The sequence below is a fragment of the Pseudomonas sp. GM80 genome (assembly GCF_000282515.1).
GTDB lineage: Bacteria > Pseudomonadota > Gammaproteobacteria > Pseudomonadales > Pseudomonadaceae > Aquipseudomonas.
Window position 1 is genome coordinate 1 of the sequence record NZ_AKJD01000058.1, and the last position, 16,576, is coordinate 16,576.

Annotated in this window: 16 protein-coding genes and 1 pseudogene; 5 read left to right on the forward strand and 12 right to left on the reverse strand. The window is 59.3% G+C overall.

What is annotated here, in order from left to right:
- The 6 genes and pseudogenes from PMI37_RS09240 to PMI37_RS09265 form a co-directional block, all read right to left on the reverse strand.
- A pseudogene (locus tag PMI37_RS09240) lies at positions 1-239 on the reverse strand (cyanate transporter); the annotation flags it as partial.
- Between the two features lie 13 nt (positions 240-252).
- Positions 253-912, reverse strand: coding sequence for a FadR/GntR family transcriptional regulator (locus PMI37_RS09245; protein ID WP_008080190.1), 660 nt, complete (start codon positions 910-912; stop codon positions 253-255).
- Positions 913-1,145: 233 nt separating this feature from the next.
- Positions 1,146-1,910, reverse strand: a complete 765-nt coding sequence (locus PMI37_RS09250; RefSeq protein ID WP_008080191.1) for an amino acid ABC transporter ATP-binding protein — start codon at positions 1,908-1,910, stop codon at positions 1,146-1,148.
- A 13-nt stretch (positions 1,911-1,923) separates the two neighbouring features.
- A complete protein-coding gene (locus PMI37_RS09255; protein WP_008080192.1) occupies positions 1,924-3,021 on the reverse strand; it encodes an amino acid ABC transporter permease in 1,098 nt (365 codons plus the stop codon).
- 10 nt (positions 3,022-3,031) lie between these two features.
- Positions 3,032-4,213 carry an amino acid ABC transporter permease gene (locus tag PMI37_RS09260; RefSeq protein ID WP_008080193.1) on the reverse strand — a complete coding sequence of 394 codons (1,182 nt, stop codon included), beginning with the start codon at positions 4,211-4,213 and terminating at the stop codon, positions 3,032-3,034.
- 65 nt (positions 4,214-4,278) lie between these two features.
- Positions 4,279-5,310, reverse strand: coding sequence for an amino acid ABC transporter substrate-binding protein (locus PMI37_RS09265; protein WP_007914328.1), 1,032 nt, complete (start codon positions 5,308-5,310; stop codon positions 4,279-4,281).
- A 467-nt stretch (positions 5,311-5,777) separates the two neighbouring features.
- Between PMI37_RS09265 and PMI37_RS09270 the strand changes: the two genes are divergently transcribed.
- From PMI37_RS09270 to PMI37_RS09290, 5 genes are all read left to right on the forward strand, one after another.
- Positions 5,778-6,434, forward strand: coding sequence for an alpha/beta hydrolase (locus PMI37_RS09270; protein ID WP_008080194.1), 657 nt, complete (start codon positions 5,778-5,780; stop codon positions 6,432-6,434).
- A 96-nt stretch (positions 6,435-6,530) separates the two neighbouring features.
- The gene (rhlB, locus tag PMI37_RS09275) at positions 6,531-8,009 is read left to right on the forward strand and encodes an ATP-dependent RNA helicase RhlB (protein ID WP_008080196.1); all 1,479 of its coding nucleotides are present in this window, start codon (positions 6,531-6,533) and stop codon (positions 8,007-8,009) included.
- 136 nt (positions 8,010-8,145) lie between these two features.
- Entirely contained in the window at positions 8,146-9,090 is a 945-nt protein-coding gene (locus PMI37_RS09280) for an ornithine cyclodeaminase family protein (RefSeq protein ID WP_008080198.1), read from the forward strand.
- Between the two features lie 60 nt (positions 9,091-9,150).
- A complete protein-coding gene (locus PMI37_RS09285) occupies positions 9,151-10,278 on the forward strand; it encodes an NAD(P)/FAD-dependent oxidoreductase (RefSeq protein WP_008080201.1) in 1,128 nt (375 codons plus the stop codon).
- A gap of 93 nt (positions 10,279-10,371) precedes the next feature.
- Positions 10,372-10,998, forward strand: coding sequence for a helix-turn-helix transcriptional regulator (locus PMI37_RS09290; protein ID WP_008080202.1), 627 nt, complete (start codon positions 10,372-10,374; stop codon positions 10,996-10,998).
- A 124-nt stretch (positions 10,999-11,122) separates the two neighbouring features.
- Here PMI37_RS09290 and PMI37_RS09295 read toward each other — a convergent pair whose 3' ends face one another.
- From PMI37_RS09295 to PMI37_RS09320, 6 genes are all read right to left on the reverse strand, one after another.
- The gene (locus PMI37_RS09295) at positions 11,123-11,899 is read right to left on the reverse strand and encodes an ABC transporter substrate-binding protein (RefSeq protein WP_008080203.1); all 777 of its coding nucleotides are present in this window, start codon (positions 11,897-11,899) and stop codon (positions 11,123-11,125) included.
- 264 nt (positions 11,900-12,163) lie between these two features.
- The gene (gene moaE, locus PMI37_RS09300; RefSeq protein WP_008080204.1) at positions 12,164-12,616 is read right to left on the reverse strand and encodes a molybdopterin synthase catalytic subunit MoaE; all 453 of its coding nucleotides are present in this window, start codon (positions 12,614-12,616) and stop codon (positions 12,164-12,166) included.
- Between the two features lie 3 nt (positions 12,617-12,619).
- On the reverse strand, positions 12,620-12,862 hold the full coding sequence (gene moaD, locus PMI37_RS09305) for a molybdopterin converting factor subunit 1 (protein WP_008080205.1): 243 nt from the start codon (positions 12,860-12,862) through the stop codon (positions 12,620-12,622).
- Positions 12,859-13,332, reverse strand: coding sequence for a cyclic pyranopterin monophosphate synthase MoaC (moaC, locus tag PMI37_RS09310; protein ID WP_008080206.1), 474 nt, complete (start codon positions 13,330-13,332; stop codon positions 12,859-12,861). Before moaC ends, moaD begins: the two co-directional genes overlap by 4 nt.
- Before the next feature lie 240 nt (positions 13,333-13,572).
- Positions 13,573-14,967: a PhoH family protein gene (locus PMI37_RS09315; protein WP_008080207.1), complete on the reverse strand. Its 1,395-nt coding sequence runs from the start codon at positions 14,965-14,967 to the stop codon at positions 13,573-13,575.
- A gap of 337 nt (positions 14,968-15,304) precedes the next feature.
- The gene (locus PMI37_RS09320) at positions 15,305-16,429 is read right to left on the reverse strand and encodes a polysaccharide deacetylase family protein (RefSeq protein WP_008080208.1); all 1,125 of its coding nucleotides are present in this window, start codon (positions 16,427-16,429) and stop codon (positions 15,305-15,307) included.
- Between the last annotated feature and the right edge of the window lie 147 nt (positions 16,430-16,576).

Below are 16,576 nucleotides of genomic sequence, written 5' to 3' on the forward strand. Positions count from 1 at the left end.
CCGGCTTGCGCCGCCGACAAGCCGAGGCTTTTCGACACATCGCTGAGCAACGGCGCCATGCTCGACAGCGCCGGTCGCAGATTCAACGCGACCAGAATCAGCCCCAGCAACAACAGCCACGGGCGGCGGACCAGCGGATGGCTTTGTTGCACTTGCTCGTCATCGGCCTCGGCGTCGATCAGCAGCTCTTCAAGCTCAGCCGTGCGTTTCGGGGTTGTGGATATCTCACTGCGGGACATGGATTTCTCGGTTTCAAGGTTCATTGATCAACTGCCTCGACAAGGCTTTGGCCCGCTCCGGGTCGCGTTGTTCGACCGCATCGAGCAACTCGATGTGCAGGTCGAACACTTCCTGACGGCGCGGGACGATGTTCAGGGTCTGGCGCAACTGCGCGCCGACGATGCTGGAGAAATAGCCGTACAGCTCGCTGAGGGCCGGGTTGTGCGCGGCGTCGACCAAGCGGCGGTGGAAAACCAGATCGCAGGCGATGAAGGTGTCGAGGTCGCCGTGGTAGTGACAGCCGCTGGTGCCCAATGCTTCGCGCAATGCGACAAGGTCTTCGTCGGTACGCCGCAACGCCGCCAGGCCAATGGCCTCGACTTCAAGGATGTGCCGGGTTTCCCGTGCCTGCTCCAGCGAGCAGCGCGACAACGCTTTCAGCGTATCGAGCGGGTCGACCAACGCGCGCAGGTAACTGCCGTCGCCTTGGCGGATCTCGATCAACCCGGAAAACGCCAGCACGCGCATGGCTTCACGCACCGTGTTGCGGCTGATGCCGAGCTCGGCGCACAGCTCGGGTTCGGTGGGTAAACGCTCGCCAACCTCCCAGGCACCGCTGTTGATGCGCTGACGGAGCTGATCCAGGGCCTGATCGACCAAGGATCGCTTGATGAGTGGAAAAATGTCTGACATAGGATTCGCCCTTTCATCCAATCATAGGATGAATTTTCTGACATGTTAGTCAGGAAGGGCCGCCCACACAACCCTGTAGGAGCCGCCGCAGGTTCGGGCCGCGATCGGACGATCTTTTGACTTGGATTTTAAAAACCAGATCAAAAGATCGCAGCCTGCGGCAGCTCCTACAGGGGAGCGGGGCAAAAAAAAACCCGGAACAGGTCCGGGTTTATTTCGCAGGCTGGGTCAGATCAATGCAAAATCTGACTCAAGAACAACTTCGTCCGCTCATTCTGCGGATTATCGAAGAAGTCATTCGGCGCCGCTTGCTCAACGATTTCGCCCTTGTCCATGAAGATCACGCGATTGGCCACGGTACGGGCGAAGCCCATTTCGTGAGTCACGCAGAGCATGGTCATGCCGTCTTCAGCCAAGCCGATCATGGTGTCGAGCACCTCTTTCACCATCTCCGGATCGAGCGCTGAAGTCGGTTCATCGAACAGCATGATTTTCGGTTTCATGCACAGTGCGCGGGCAATCGCTACACGCTGCTGCTGACCGCCGGACAGTTGCCCCGGGAATTTATGCGCCTGCTCCGGAATGCGTACGCGCTCCAGGTAATGCATGGCGATTTCCTCGGCCTTGCGCTTGGGCATCTTGCGTACCCACATCGGCGCCAGGGTGCAGTTCTGCAAAATGGTCAGGTGCGGGAACAGGTTGAAGTGCTGGAACACCATGCCGACTTCGCGGCGGATCGCTTCGATCTGCTTGAGGTCGTTGGTCAGTTCCACGCCGTCGACGACGATGCGGCCCTGCTGGTGTTCTTCCAGACGATTGAGGCAACGAATCGTCGTCGATTTACCGGAACCCGACGGGCCGCACAGGACGATACGCTCGCCTTGTTTGACGTTGAGGTTGATGTCTTTCAGCACGTGGAACTGGCCGTACCACTTGTTGACGCCCTGCATCTGAATAATGCCTTCAGGGCCCACTGGCTTTTTGATTGCTTCGCTCATTTACAGAGAACTCCTAACGCTTGTGGCCAGTGTCGAGCTTGCGTTCCAGATGCATGGAATAGCGCGACATACCAAAACAGAAAATCCAGAACACCAGGGCGGCGAACACGTAGCCTTCGGTGGCCATGCCCAGCCATTTCGGATCGGCAGCGGCTTGCTTGACGCTGTTGAGCAGGTCAAACAGGCCGATGATGATCACCAGACTGGTGTCCTTGAACAGCGCAATGAAGGTGTTGACGATGCCGGGGATCACCAGCTTCAGGGCTTGCGGCAGAATCACCAGGCCCATCGAACGCCAGTAACCGAGGCCCATCGCAGCAGCGGCTTCATATTGACCTTTGGGAATCGCTTGCAGACCGCCGCGCACCACTTCGGCGACGTAGGCCGACTGGAACAGAATCACCCCGATCAACGCCCGCAGCAGCTTGTCGAAGTTCATGCCTTCGGGCAGGAACAGCGGCAGCATCACCGAGGACATGAACAGCACGGTGATCAACGGCACGCCGCGCCAGAATTCGATGAAGGTCACGCAGACCACCCGAATCGCCGGCATGTTCGAGCGTCGACCCAGTGCCAGCACGATTCCCAGCGGCAAGGCGCCGGCGATACCGACGGTGGCGATTACCAGGGTAAGCATCAGGCCGCCCCATTGGCTGGTCGCCACCTGTGGCAGGCCGAACACGCCGCCGTGCAGAAGGCACCAGGCAACAATCGGGTAGATCACCAGGAAGCTCAGCCCGTACACCGCTTTACGCGGGAAGCGCGAGATGAACAGTGGCGCCACGCCGATCACCGCCAGCCACACGGTCAGGTCGACGCGCCAGCGCCATTCAGCCGGGTAATAGCCGTACATGAACTGGCCGAAACGCTGCTGAATGAACACCCAGCAGGCGCCGTCCTTGGTGCAGTCGGCGCGGGTGGTGCCGACCCAGTTGGCATCAATGATTGCCCAACTGAGAATCGGTGGCACGACGAGGTAGATCAGGTAGAACGCAAACAGCGTCAGCAGGGTGTTGAGCCAGCTGGAGAACATGTTCGCGCGCATCCACGCCACCACGCCGATGCTGCTGTTCGGTGGGGGCATGTCGGGTTTGAAAGTATGAGTACTCATGCGCTTTTCCTTACCGCTCGATCAGCGCAATGCGCTTGTTGTACCAGTTCATCAGCAGGGAAATGCTGATACTGATCGCCAGGTACACGCTCATGGTGATGGCAATCACCTCGATCGCCTGACCGGTCTGGTTGAGCACGGTGCCGGCGAACAGCGAAACCATTTCCGGATAACCGATACCGGCCGCCAGCGAAGAGTTTTTCGCCAGGTTGAGGTATTGGCTGGTCAGCGGCGGAATGATCACGCGCAGGGCTTGCGGGATGATCACCTTACGCAGGGTCGGGCCGTTGCGCAGGCCGAGCGAACGTGCCGCTTCGGTCTGGCCGTGGCTGACCGACTTGATGCCGGAGCGCACGATCTCAGCGATAAACGCCGCGGTGTACACGGTCAGGGCCAGGGTCAGCGCGAGCAGTTCCGGGATCAGCACCCAGCCGCCAACAAAGTTGAAACCTTTGAGCTCGGGCATTTCCCAGTGCAGCGGAGCACCGAAAGTCAGTGCGCACAAGGTCGGGATCACCAGCAGAATCGCCAGGCCCACCCAGAACTTGTGGAACGGCACGCCGGTCGCTTCGAAGCGCTTGTTGGCCCAGCGGCACATCAGCACGATGCCGATGATCGCCACCACGATGCTGACCACGAACGCCCAGAAACCGTCGGCAGCCAGGGCGGCCGGCATGTTCAGGCCCCGGCTGCTGACGAAGAAGGTGTCGCCGAAGTTATGGCTGTTGCGCGGCCCCGGCATGGTCAGGAATACCGCGAAGTACCAGAACAGGATTTGCAGCAGCGGCGGAATGTTGCGGAAAACTTCCACATACACCGTCGCCAGTTTGCTGATGATCCAGTTCTGCGACAGCCGCGCCACACCGATGATGAAGCCGAGAATCGTCGCCAGAATCACGCCGATCACTGTCACCAACAAGGTGTTGAGCAAACCGATAACGAAGACGCGGGCATAACTGTCCGCTTCGGTGTAATCGATCAGGTGTTGAGCGATGCCGAACCCGGCACTGCGCTCCAGAAAGTCGAAACCGGAGGTAATGCCCCGGTGCTGCAGGTTGGTTTGCGTGTTGTCGAACAGAAACCAGCCCAGCGAGACCACCGCCACAATGGTGATGATCTGGAATAACCACGCACGCACTCGTGGATCGCTGAGGCTAAGCCTCTGCTTTGGTGCGCCGATTGAATTTTGCATGAAGTGCCCCGCAAGAAATGGAACAGAACATCACCCGGCGGTTGGCCCGCCGGGCGATAGAACCATTAGCGCACTGGTGGTGCGTACTGAATGCCGCCGTTGTTCCACAGGGCGTTCAAGCCACGGTCGATTTCCAGAGGAGTGCTCTTGCCGAGGTTTTTCTCGAAGATTTCGCCGTAGTTGCCGACTTGTTTGACGATCTGCACAACCCAGTCTTTCGGCAGTTTCAGGTCTTTGCCGTATTCGCCGTCAGCGCCGAGCATACGGGCGACGTCCGGGTTCTTGGTCGACTTGGCTTCGGCTTCGACGTTTTTCGACGTGATGCCGGCTTCTTCGGTGTTGAGCAGCGCGTAGCCAACCCAACGCACGATCGCCAGCCACTCGTCGTCGCCATTACGTACGACCGGGCCCAGTGGTTCTTTGGAAATGGTTTCCGGCAGTACCACGTAGTCTTTTGGCGAGGCCAGCTTGCTGCGCTGGGCGAACAGTTGGGACTTGTCCGAGGTCAGCACGTCGCAACGACCGGATTCCAGCGACTTGGCGCTTTCATCGGAGGTGTCGAAAGTGATCGGGGTGTATTTCAGACCGTTGCCACGGAAGTAGTCGGAAACGTTCAGCTCGGTAGTAGTACCGGCCTGGATGCAGATGGTTGCACCGTCCAGCTCTTTGGCACTTTTCACGCCGAGCTTGTTGTTCACCAGGAAGCCGATGCCGTCGTAGTAGGTAATGAAGCCCGGGAATTTCAGGCCCATGCCCGCGTCGCGCGAACTGGTCATGGTGGTGTTGCGCGAGAGGATGTCGATCTCGCCCGATTGCAGCGCGGTGAAGCGCTCCTTGGCGTTCAACTGGCTGAACTTGACCTTGGTCGCGTCGCCGAATACGGCAGCGGCCACAGCACGGCAAACGTCAGCGTCGATCCCGAGGATCTTGCCGGTCGCGTCCGGTACCGAGAAGCCCGGCAGACCGTCGCTCACGCCACACTGCACGAAACCTTTCTTCTGCACTGCATCCAGGGTTGCACCCGCCTGAGCGAACCCGCTGACACCGAGTACTGTTGCTGCAGTCACGATGGCCAGGGTGGATTTCAACATCTTCATTCAAACCTCCAGTTTTGCTCTTGTTGTGTCGGAGCTTGAGTCCAGTCGCACCCTTTTGAGGCGTTGTTGACCCGTGTTGGCTTTTTTTGGGGTCAACCGACGTAAGACTTTCGCTATGAGTCTAGTAGGAGACAATCCACATCATGGACAACTCACTTCTCACCAATCGGCCGAACGGGCGGTAGCCCTTTCACGTTCGCTAAGCCCGTTGCGGCCATTGGCGAACATCCATCACCGGATTCTTTGCATCCCGTCCCGAGGGGTACACTGATAGTGTTACCGCCAGGCGCGGGATCGGTTGCACGCTGGAAGCCATAGCAAAGCCCGTACCACACCGATCGCTGAAGCGTTTGAGCGACAGGTCAATAGCAAAACTTGTAACCTTGCGACATCTTCTTAACGGATCAACCGGACGCGCACTCGAATCACGCACTTAATGAGAGCGCCCGCACATATTTGGAGCAGCCATGACCGAGCCCTTGATTCTTCAGCCTGTTAAGCCCGCAGACGCCTGCGTGATCTGGCTGCACGGCCTCGGCGCCGACCGCTATGACTTCCTGCCGGTCGCCGAAGCGCTGCAGGAAAGTCTGCTGAGCACACGTTTTGTGCTGCCGCAGGCGCCGACACGCCCAGTGACAATTAACGGCGGCTACGCCATGCCGAGCTGGTACGACATCAAGGCCATGAGCCCGGCCCGCGCCATCGACCGCGATGAGCTGGAAGCGTCCGCCGATCGCATCATCGAATTGATCGAAGAGCAGCGCGCCAGCGGAATAGACGCCTCGCGAATTTTCCTCGCCGGTTTTTCCCAGGGCGGCGCAGTGGTCTTGCACAGCGCTTTTCTGAAATGGCAGGGGCCGTTGGGGGGTGTTTTGGCGTTGTCGACTTATGCGCCGACATTTAGTGATGAACTGGAATTGTCCGCCAGTCAGCAACGAATTCCGGTGCTTTGTCTGCACGGGCAGTTCGATAACGTGGTGCAGAACTCGATGGGCCGCAGCGCTTACGAGTATTTAAAGCACCATGGTGTCACCGTGACATGGCAGGAATACCCAATGGAGCACGAAGTGTTACCCGAGGAAATTCGCGATATCGGCGTCTGGCTGAGCGAGCGTCTGCGCTGATTTTCCGGTCAATTCCTGCCCTTTGATCATCCCACTACGCCGCGCCCGATTCTTGCATTACACTGGCCGGCGTACATTCCTTAACCAATTGATGAGATGACCGTGCTCGAAGCACTCAAGAAAATGTTCGGTAAAAGCGAGGCTGAGCAGCTCGCGCCAGTTCCCAGTGCGCCGTCGCACGCCCCCGGTCATCGCACCGATGCCCCACAGGCCGACCGCCCCGCTCCCATAGCGGCACCGAAGCCAGACCCGCAACCTGCACCGGCCGCGCCCATCGCCGCCGAACCCGCCAGCAGCGAAGCGCCGAAACCGGCCAAGCCACGCCGCGAACCGAAGCCCAAGGCGCCGGTCATTCCGTGGAAACTCGAAGATTTCGTTGTCGAACCACAGGAAGGCAAAACCCGCTTCCACGATTTCAAGCTGTCTCCAGAGCTGATGCACGCCATCCAGGATCTGGGCTTTCCTTATTGCACGCCGATTCAGGCGCAGGTGCTGGGTTTCACCCTCGCCGGCAAAGACGCCATTGGCCGCGCGCAGACCGGTACCGGCAAAACCGCCGCGTTCCTGATCTCGATCATTACCCAGCTGCTGCAGACGCCGCCGCCGAAAGAGCGCTACATGGGCGAACCCCGTGCGCTGATCATCGCGCCAACCCGTGAGCTGGTGGTGCAGATCGCCAAAGATGCTGCCGATCTGACCAAGTACACCGGCCTCAACGTCATGACGTTCGTCGGCGGCATGGACTTCGACAAGCAGCTCAAGCACCTCGAAGCGCGCCACTGCGACATTCTCGTCGCCACTCCGGGCCGTCTGCTCGACTTCAACCAGCGCGGCGATGTGCACCTGGACATGGTCGAAGTGATGGTGCTGGACGAAGCCGACCGCATGCTCGACATGGGCTTCATCCCGCAGGTACGCCAGATCATTCGCCAGACCCCGCCGAAGTCCGAGCGTCAGACCTTGCTGTTCTCCGCGACCTTCACCGAAGACGTGATGAACCTCGCCAAGCAATGGACGACCGATCCGTCGATCGTCGAAATCGAAGTCACCAACGTCGCCAGCGAAAACGTCGAGCAACACATCTACGCCGTGGCCGGTGCCGACAAGTACAAACTGCTCTACAACCTGGTCAACGATAATGGCTGGGAGCGGGTGATGGTCTTCGCCAACCGCAAGGACGAAGTCCGCCGCATCGAAGAGCGCCTGGTGCGCGACGGTGTGAACGCTGCGCAATTGTCGGGCGATGTGCCGCAACACAAACGCATCAAGACCCTGGAAGGTTTCCGCGAAGGCAAGATCCGCGTACTGGTCGCCACCGATGTCGCCGGTCGCGGCATCCACATCGACGGTATCAGCCACGTGATCAACTTCACCCTGCCGGAAGTGCCGGACGACTACGTGCACCGCATCGGCCGTACCGGTCGCGCGGGCGCTGATGGCGTGTCGATCAGCTTCGCCGGGGAAGACGACTCTTATCAGTTGCCGTCCATCGAAGAGAAGCTCGGTCGCAAGATCAGTTGTGAAACGCCACCGACGCATCTGTTGCGTGCGGTCGAGCGCAAGCGTCCGCAGTAAGCGACGTTTAATAGAAAAGCGCAGCCGGCAACGGACTGCGCTTTTTTTTCGCCCGGGATTTGATCGGATGCTTGCGAGAGAATACTAAAAGTCCATAATAGACTAATAAGTTTACATTCGGATTCCGGAGCCCTACATGTCCAGTACGCCCTACGTGATCGACCAGCATCAGGCCTGCGAGTTGTTGGCGCGTCTCGATGTGCCGCAGATCCTGCGCAAGCTGTTTCGCGACCTTGCGGCGGGTAGCGCCGTACAACCGGCGCAGCAACTGGTCGAATTCCCGCAGGGTGCCGGTGACTTCATCAACTATCTGGGTGTACTGGCTGAAGACGGCGTGTACGGCATGAAGACTTCGCCCTACATCGTTCGCGAGCAAGGCCCATTGGTGACGGCGTGGACGCTGTTGATGTCGATGAAAACCGGTCAACCGCTGCTGCTCTGCGATGCCGGTGAATTGACCACCGCACGCACCGCCGCGACCACTGCCGTGGCAGTTGACGCCCTCGCGCCGTTGAATGCCACGCGACTGGCGATCATCGGCAGCGGCAAGGTTGCGCAGGCGCATCTGCATTACGTGAAGTCGCTGCGCGACTGGCAGAGCATCAGCCTGTATTCGCCAAGCCTGTCCGCCGACGCGCAGACCCAGGCCCTGTTGAAAGCCATCACGCCCAATCTGAAGATCGTCGACAGCCGGGAAGCCGCCCTCGCCGAGGCTGACGTGATCATGCTCTGCACCTCGTCAGCCGGGCCGGTGATTGATCCGGCTGAGCTGAGTAAACCGGCGCTGATTACCTCGATCAGCACCAACGCCCCGCGCGCCCACGAAGTACCACCGCAGCGCCTCAACGAGATGCAAGTGTTCTGCGACTATCGTCTGACCACGCCGGGTTCGGCGGGTGAAATGCTGATTGCTGCTGAACAACATGGCTGGAGCAAGGATTTGATCGTCGGCGACCTCGCCGACCTGCTCAGCGAGAAAGTGCAGCGCCCGGATTACGATCGTCACGTGTTTTTCCGCTCAATCGGCCTGGGCCTGGAAGACATCGCCCTCGCCAATGCGCTCTACCACCTCAACAACTGACCACTGTAGGAGCTGCCGCAGGCGGATTCCCGGAGAACCTTGATAGCGTTGGAGTTTTTCATGAGCCAGGCAGATTTCATCATCATCGGCGGCGGGATTGCCGGCGCTTCCACCGGTTTCTGGCTGTCGCCGCACGGCAAAGTCATCGTGCTCGAACGTGAATCGCACCCGGCCTATCACTCCACCGGGCGTTCTGCTGCGCTGTTTACCGCCGCCTACGGCACACCGCAAGTGCGCGCACTGACCCAGGCCAGCCGTGAGTTTTTCGATCATCCACCGGCCGGTTTCTGCGAACATCCGCTGCTGACCCCACGCGGCGAAATGACCGTCGACTTCACCGGTGACCCCGCCGAACTCAACAACCAATACCTCAGCGCCAAAGCCACAGTCCCTGAGATGCAGTTGCTCACTGCCGACGAAGCCTGCGCGCGCCTGCCGATCCTGCGCCGGGAAAAAGTCCACGGCGCGATCTACGATCCGAGCGCCAGCGACATCGACACCGACGCCCTGCATCAGGGCTACCTGCGCGGCATCCGACGCAACAACGGCGAAGTCCATACCGATTGCGAAGTGCTTGGCCTCAGCCGTGATGCTGACGGGCTCTGGCACCTACAAACCAATGGCCAGACCTTCAGCGCCCCCGTGATCATCAACGCCGCCGGCGCCTGGGCTGACAAGATCGGCGCACTGGCCGGCGCCAGGCCGCTGGGCCTGCAACCGAAACGCCGTGCCGCGTTCATCTTCGCCGGCCCCGAAGGCGTCGACATTCATCACTGGCCGATGCTGGTCAGTCTCGACGAGTCCTTCTATATGAAGCCCGATGCCGGCATGTTCCTCGGTTCGCCGGCCAACGCCGATCCGGTCGAGCCCCACGATGTGCAACCGGAAGAACTGGACATCGCCATGGGCATTTACCAGATCGAAGAAGCGACCACGCTGACCATCCGCCGTCCGACCCGCACGTGGGCCGGGCTGCGCAGTTTCGTTGCCGACGGCGACTTGCTCAGCGGTTTTGATCAACAGGTGCCCGGGCTGTTCTGGGTCGCGGCGCAGGGCGGCTACGGCATCCAGACATCGCCGGCGATGGGCCAGGCCAGCGCTGCACTGGTGCGCGGCGAGCCTTTGCCCGAGCATTTGCGCAACTTCGGCCTGAGCAGCGCCATGCTCTCCCCCGCCCGCCTCGCCTGAGCGTCCCCCCGGATGACGCGCCCAACGGATTGCGGCACACTCCCAGCGCCCCCTGATCACGGGGGCGCTGACGCTGCCTGGAGCTCCACTGTCATGACCGCCCCCGAATTCGATCCAGCGCTGGATAACTTCCGCGCCATCGCCGACGCCATCGCCACGCTGTTTTTTCCCCACGCCGAAGTGGTGCTGCACGACCTGCGCACGCAGAAGGTCGACTACATCGCCAACAACCTGTCGAAACGCGAGATCGGCGACGACTCGTCGCTGGAAGACATGCTCAGCGAGGATGTCAGCGACAGGAACATTGGCCCGTACGAAAAGCTCAATTGGGACGGTCAGAAGATTCGCAGCCTGAGCAGCGTCCTGCGCGACAGCGACGGTCTGCCGCTGGCGGTGCTGTGCATCAATCTGAATATTTCGCTGTTCGAGAATGCCAAGGCGGCGCTGGACCTGTTCCTGTCGCCGAGCAAACTGATCCCGCAACCGGATTCACTGTTTCGCGATGACTGGCAGGAACGCATCAACACCTTCCTCCACGCCTGGCTGCGCGAGCGGCAGTTGAGCTTGAAAGTGCTGACCCGTGATCACAAGCGTGAACTGGTGCTGGCGCTGCACGCCGAGGGCGCGTTCAAGGGCAAGAGTGCCTCGAACTATGTGGCCAATGTGCTGAACATGGGGCGGGCGACGGTGTACAAACACCTGAAGGAAATGAAGGGCTAGAGATTTGCGGTGATTGAACCGGCCCCATCGCTGGCAAGCCAGCTCCCACAGTTTTTTTGTTGCACACAACATCTGTGTACGACTCAATCACTGTGGGAGCTGGCTTGCCAGCGATGACGGACTATCAGTCGCCGTAAATGTCGGACTTGAAATACTTCTCGGAAATCTTCTGGTACTCGCCACTCGCACGAATACCATCAATCGCGCCATTCAACTGGCTGACCAATTCAGTATTGCCCTTGCGCACCGCAATCCCCGCGCCCTCGCCGACGTACTTCGGATCCTTCAACTCAGGCCCGACAAACGCATAGCCCTTGCCGCGCGGCATCGACAAAAAGTCATTCAACGGAATGGTGTCGGCAAAGATCGCATCGAGCCGCCCCGCCGCCAGGTCCATGTAGATCTCTTCGTTGTTGCTGTAGCGCTTGACGTTGATGCCCTTCGGCTCGAACACCTCGGTGGCGTAACGATCGGTGGTGGTCGCGCGCTGCACGCCGACGTTCTTGCCCTTGAGGCTGGCGTACTGATCATCAACGCTGGCGCCTTCCTTCATCACCAGGCGCGACGAAGTGAAGTAGTACTTGTGGGTGAAATCCACCGACTTCTTGCGGTCTTCGTTGATGGTCATCGACGACAGCGCCATGTCGATCTTCTTCACTTTCAACGAAGGAATCAGACCGTCAAACTCACCTTCGACCCACACGCACTTGACCTTCATCTGTGCGCACAGGGCGTTGCCGATGTCGTAGTCGAAACCGACAATTTCGCCCTTGTCGGTTTTTGAGGCGAACGGTGGGTAGGCGGCTTCAATGCCAATGCGCAGGGTTTGCTCGGCGGCGAACACGCTGGCGCAGGACAACAGGCTCAGGGCCAGACCGGTGATGAGGGGGAGTTTCTTCATGTTCGTTCTCTCGCGGAAGTTGTTGTTGGTTTGGCAAGAAAGAGCTGAAACGGAGGGGATGCTTTTTTGTACTTATAAATCCATATTGGACTCGCAGGTACATATCGTCAATTAAAGAAAAGAGAGATTTTGGGTGTTGCAGAGGGCCCCATCGCTGGCAAGCCAGCTCCCACAGTGATCGAGTCGTACACAGATTTTGTGTACACCAAAGATCCTGTGGGAGCTGGCTTGCCAGCGATGGCGGATTTGAAGGCGCTAGAGGACTTACTTGTTCCAGCGATCCGCCGCGGCATGATCACTGTCGCGCCCCTCAACCCAACGCGGCCCGTCGCTGGTGTTTTCTTTCTTCCAGAACGGTGCACGGGTTTTCAGGTAGTCCATGACGAAGGCGCAGGCATCGAATGCGGCCTGGCGATGCGCACTGGCGGCGCCGACAAAAACGATTGGTTCACCCGGTTCGAGCGCGCCGATGCGGTGCAGCACTTCCAGTTTCAACAGCGGCCAGCGCTGCTCGGCTTCGATGGCGATTTTGCCGAGGGCTTTTTCGGTCATGCCCGGATAGTGTTCGAGGAACATTCCCGCGACATCCAGCCCATCGTTGAAGTCGCGCACGTAGCCGACAAAACTCACCACCGCGCCGACGCCGACATTGGCCGCGTGCATCGCGTTGACTTCAGCGCCCGGATCGAACGGCGTGGCCTGCACACGAATCGCCATGGCTCAGCCTCCGGTCACGGTGGGGAAAAACGCCACTTCGTCGCCATCGACCACCGGCTCGTCGAGCTGACATAGGTCTTCGTTACGTGCGCACATCAGGTTCTGTTCGCTCAATACTTCAGCGCCATCACGCGTTGCCAGCAGTGCGCGCACGTCATCGACGGTGGCGAAATCACCTTCAACCTTCAGCGAATCCACGCCCAGCGCTTCACGGTAACGGGCAAAAAACCTCACGGTCAGGTTCATGGCTGCTCCGCTTGAAAGTGCCCACTCTTGCCGCCGACCTTCTCCAGCAGACGCACGCTTTCGATGGTCATGCCGCGATCGACGGCTTTGCACATGTCGTAGATGGTCAGGGCGGCGACGCTGGCGGCAGTCAGCGCTTCCATCTCGACGCCGGTCTGCCCGGAGAGTTTGCAGCGGGCGACGATGCGCACGCTGTCTTCGCCTTCGGCACTGAGTTCGACTTTGACGCCGGTCAGCATCAGCGGGTGGCACAGGGGAATCAGATCACTGGTTTTCTTCGCCGCTTGAATGCCGGCGATGCGCGCCACGGCGAACACGTCGCCCTTGGGATGGCCGCCGCTGACGATCATCTGCAGCGTTTCGGGGAGCATGCGCACCAGCGCTTGGGCCGTCGCTTCACGGAACGTCACGGCTTTTTCGGTGACGTCGACCATGTTGGCGCGACCTTGGGAATCGAGATGAGTCAGCACGGGATTACTCCTGATCAGGAGCGGGGATTGTAAACCTGCGGGTCAAATTTCCGCACCCACGAATATCACTCACCTTATGTAGGAGCTGCCGAAGGCTCGGGCCGCGATCGGACGATCTTTTGATCTGGCTTGTATAGAGCAAGATCAAAAGATCGCAGCCTTCGGCAGCTCCTACATGTGATTTGTGTTGGGCATAAAAAAACCGGGCGGCTTTGCGGCCGCCCGGTTTTGGGTGAAGGGTTACAAATGGGTTTCGGCGTATTCGGCCAGGATCGAGCGAGGCACCCCTTGCAGGGTGATGTGCACACCGTTGGGGAAATCCTTGAAGCGTTCGGTCAGGTAGGTCAGCCCGGAGCTGGTCGCGGACAGGTAAGGGGTGTCGATCTGTGCGAGGTTGCCCAGGCACACCACTTTCGAACCGGCGCCGGCACGGGTGATGATGGTTTTCATCTGGTGCGGTGTGAGGTTCTGGCATTCGTCGATCAGAATCAGGCTTTGCTGGAAGCTGCGACCACGAATGTAGTTGAGTGATTTGAACTGCAGCGGCACTTTGCTGAGGATGTAGTCGACGCTGCCATGGGTGTTTTCGTCATCCATGTGCAAGGCTTCGAGGTTGTCGGTGATGGCGCCCAGCCAAGGCTCCATTTTTTCCGCTTCGGTGCCGGGCAGGAAGCCGATCTCCTGATCCAGACCCTGCACGCTACGGGTGGCGATGATGCGACGATAACGCTTGCTGACCATGGTCTGCTCGATCGCAGCGGCCAGCGCCAGAATGGTTTTACCGGAACCTGCCGCACCCGACAGGTTGACCAGATGAATGTCCGGATCGAGCAGCGCGTACAGCGCCAGACTTTGATAAATGTCGCGCGGTTTCAGCCCCCACGCCTCCTGATGCAGCAACGGTTCCTGATGCAGGTCGAGAATCAGCAAACGGTCTTCTTCAATCTCCTTGATCCAGCCGACGAAGCCCTGTTCATCAATGATGAATTCGTTGATGTGTACCGCCGGCAGGTTGTCGATCAGTTGCACCTGGTGCCAGGTGCGGCCGTGGTCCTGACGGGTTTCGACCTTGCTCACGCGGTCCCAGAAGGAGCCGGTCATGTTGTGGTAGCCGTTGGGCAGCAGCGACACGTCGTCGACCAGTTGGTCGGTGCTGTAGTCCTCGGAGGCGATACCGCAGGCGCGCGCCTTGAGGCGCATGTTGATGTCTTTGGTAACCAGCACCACCGGTTTTTTCGGCTCGCGGGTGTGCAGGTCGATCAGTTGGTTGATGATTTTGTTGTCGTTCAGGTGCTCGGGCAGAATCAGGTTCGATTCGGCCTGCTTGCTCATCAGAATTGACAGCAAGCCCTTCGGCCCACCCTTGCCGCGCTGGATCGGCACACCCAGTTCGACATCTTCCGGGGACGCATCGCCCAGGGTCTTGTCGATCAGCCGGATGGCCTGACGGCATTCAGCGGCCACGCTGTGATGCCCGCTCTTGAGCTTGTCCAGCTCTTCAAGCACGGTCATCGGGATCGCGACGTGGTGTTCTTCAAAATTCAGCAGGGCGTTTGGATCGTGAATCAATACGTTGGTATCGAGTACATAAAGGATTGGCTGGTTGGAGGAAGGGCTACGTCCGTGATCATCCATACTCGGTCACCTTTGTCAGAGCCAGTAGACGCAATACCTGGGCGGTGCTGCGCCTCGAAGTGACTGCCGAAATCTCACCTGCGGAGATTCAAGTGACTGCAAACAAACGGGTCTTGGAAGACGCCACCTGTGTTGCAGGTTTCGGCGGTCTGTCTTCGTAATACTCCAAAACCGATGACATAAAAAAGTACTTTGACGGTTTTTTTAAGTTTATTTTGCAAAGTGACGAAAAGCCCTTGGCGGACTCCGTCGACACCGTTAGAGTCGGAAGTCCGCCTGCATCGAATCCTCTGAAAAATTCGCCCCAAGCCCAATGTTTCCGGGCTTCTGCCGTTTCTCAGCGAAACGCGTCCTGGCAGTCTTCCCAACCGATACCGCTTTGCGCCGTTTGCGTCAGCAGCCACGGCATCGAGGTCTTCACCGCGTCCTGCTTGACGTTGAAATTGATCACCCCGTGGCGCCACAACAACATCAAGGTCAGCACCCGTTGCGCGCTCGCTGCGCCCTTGAGCCTGCCGGCGCCGTCCTGGGCATCGATGTCCCACAGCGCCACTTGCAGGCCCTGGCTGTTGAAGAAGTCTTGCGCGTCACTGCGGCGCTGGCCATCCGGCGGACGGAACAGCGGCACGTAGTTTTCCGGCAACTTGTTCCTGACCAGATCAGCGCTACGCCGCACCGAATCCTGCCAGTCCTGCCAGTGGCTGTGGGACCGGAACTCCCAACCCTGCACGCCGACGCACATTTGCGAGAATGCTGCTTGCAGGCTGCTCACCGAACGCTCGGCCAACCGCGCCTGAATATCCTTGCCCAAGACGAAAAACGTAGCGCTCAGGTTCGACTTGCGCAGGTACTCGGCCAGCCAGCCAGTATTATCCGGTTGCGCATTGGCGGCGCTGTCGAACGTCAGCAGAAACAGCCGATCGTGCATCTCGTCACCATTACGTTCGTAGTCGCCGAAATGATCGAATTCATTGCTGGTCTGCGGCGACAGTGCAGCCTTGCGCATCAACTCATCCAGATACTGCAGATGAAAGATCCGGCTAGGTTCGGCCCACTTGGTGTAATAGCTGTCATCGCTGACCACGAACTTGGCGGCCTGCTCACGCAGGGTCGGCAGGTCTTCGACGAGGAAGCAGAACGAGGCATCCTGATCGCAGCTTTGCTGGGCGTAGTTATAGTTAGCCAACAGGCGCTGCCAGAGGCGTTGGCGCAGACTGTTGACCGCATCGATATTGACCGTGCGCAACCCCAGACGCTTCGCCAGGGCGGCCTCGTCCATCGATTCGGTACCGAGCAGGCCACGGGCGAACATGAGGATTTCCGCCCGCGAGGCGACGTCGAACAGGGTCGGGCTGGTCAGTTGCTCCGGCCAGGTGCTGCGATCCAGCGTCGCAATATCGCCTGGCGCCGCGACGGCACCGAAGCTCAACAGCCACGCGGTGAATAAAAGAACAATGCGCAAAGGGATGTCTCCATAACAAAACCCGCGCGGCACTATATCGCGGGTGGATCAAAAGAAAGATCAAAAGATCGCAGCCTTCGGCAGCTCCTACCTGTGCCTCCATTGAATCATTGCGATGATCGTTCCCACGCTCTGCGTGGTAACGCC

Excerpts from the sequence above, each read along its gene's own strand:
- PMI37_RS09270 (WP_008080194.1), top strand. The coding sequence starts at position 5,778 with ATGACCGAGCCCTTGATTCTTCAGCCTGTTAAGCCCGCAGACGCCTGC.
- PMI37_RS09295 (WP_008080203.1), bottom strand. The coding sequence starts at position 11,899 with ATGAAGAAACTCCCCCTCATCACCGGTCTGGCCCTGAGCCTGTTGTCC.
- PMI37_RS09245 (WP_008080190.1), bottom strand. The coding sequence starts at position 912 with ATGTCAGACATTTTTCCACTCATCAAGCGATCCTTGGTCGATCAGGCC.
- PMI37_RS09280 (WP_008080198.1), top strand. The coding sequence starts at position 8,146 with ATGTCCAGTACGCCCTACGTGATCGACCAGCATCAGGCCTGCGAGTTG.
- moaD (WP_008080205.1), bottom strand. The coding sequence starts at position 12,862 with ATGAACCTGACCGTGAGGTTTTTTGCCCGTTACCGTGAAGCGCTGGGC.
- PMI37_RS09285 (WP_008080201.1), top strand. The coding sequence starts at position 9,151 with ATGAGCCAGGCAGATTTCATCATCATCGGCGGCGGGATTGCCGGCGCT.
- PMI37_RS09315 (WP_008080207.1), bottom strand. The coding sequence starts at position 14,967 with ATGGATGATCACGGACGTAGCCCTTCCTCCAACCAGCCAATCCTTTAT.
- PMI37_RS09255 (WP_008080192.1), bottom strand. The coding sequence starts at position 3,021 with ATGAGTACTCATACTTTCAAACCCGACATGCCCCCACCGAACAGCAGC.
- PMI37_RS09250 (WP_008080191.1), bottom strand. The coding sequence starts at position 1,910 with ATGAGCGAAGCAATCAAAAAGCCAGTGGGCCCTGAAGGCATTATTCAG.
- PMI37_RS09265 (WP_007914328.1), bottom strand. The coding sequence starts at position 5,310 with ATGAAGATGTTGAAATCCACCCTGGCCATCGTGACTGCAGCAACAGTA.
- PMI37_RS09290 (WP_008080202.1), top strand. The coding sequence starts at position 10,372 with ATGACCGCCCCCGAATTCGATCCAGCGCTGGATAACTTCCGCGCCATC.
- rhlB (WP_008080196.1), top strand. The coding sequence starts at position 6,531 with ATGACCGTGCTCGAAGCACTCAAGAAAATGTTCGGTAAAAGCGAGGCT.
- moaE (WP_008080204.1), bottom strand. The coding sequence starts at position 12,616 with ATGGCGATTCGTGTGCAGGCCACGCCGTTCGATCCGGGCGCTGAAGTC.
- PMI37_RS09260 (WP_008080193.1), bottom strand. The coding sequence starts at position 4,213 with ATGCAAAATTCAATCGGCGCACCAAAGCAGAGGCTTAGCCTCAGCGAT.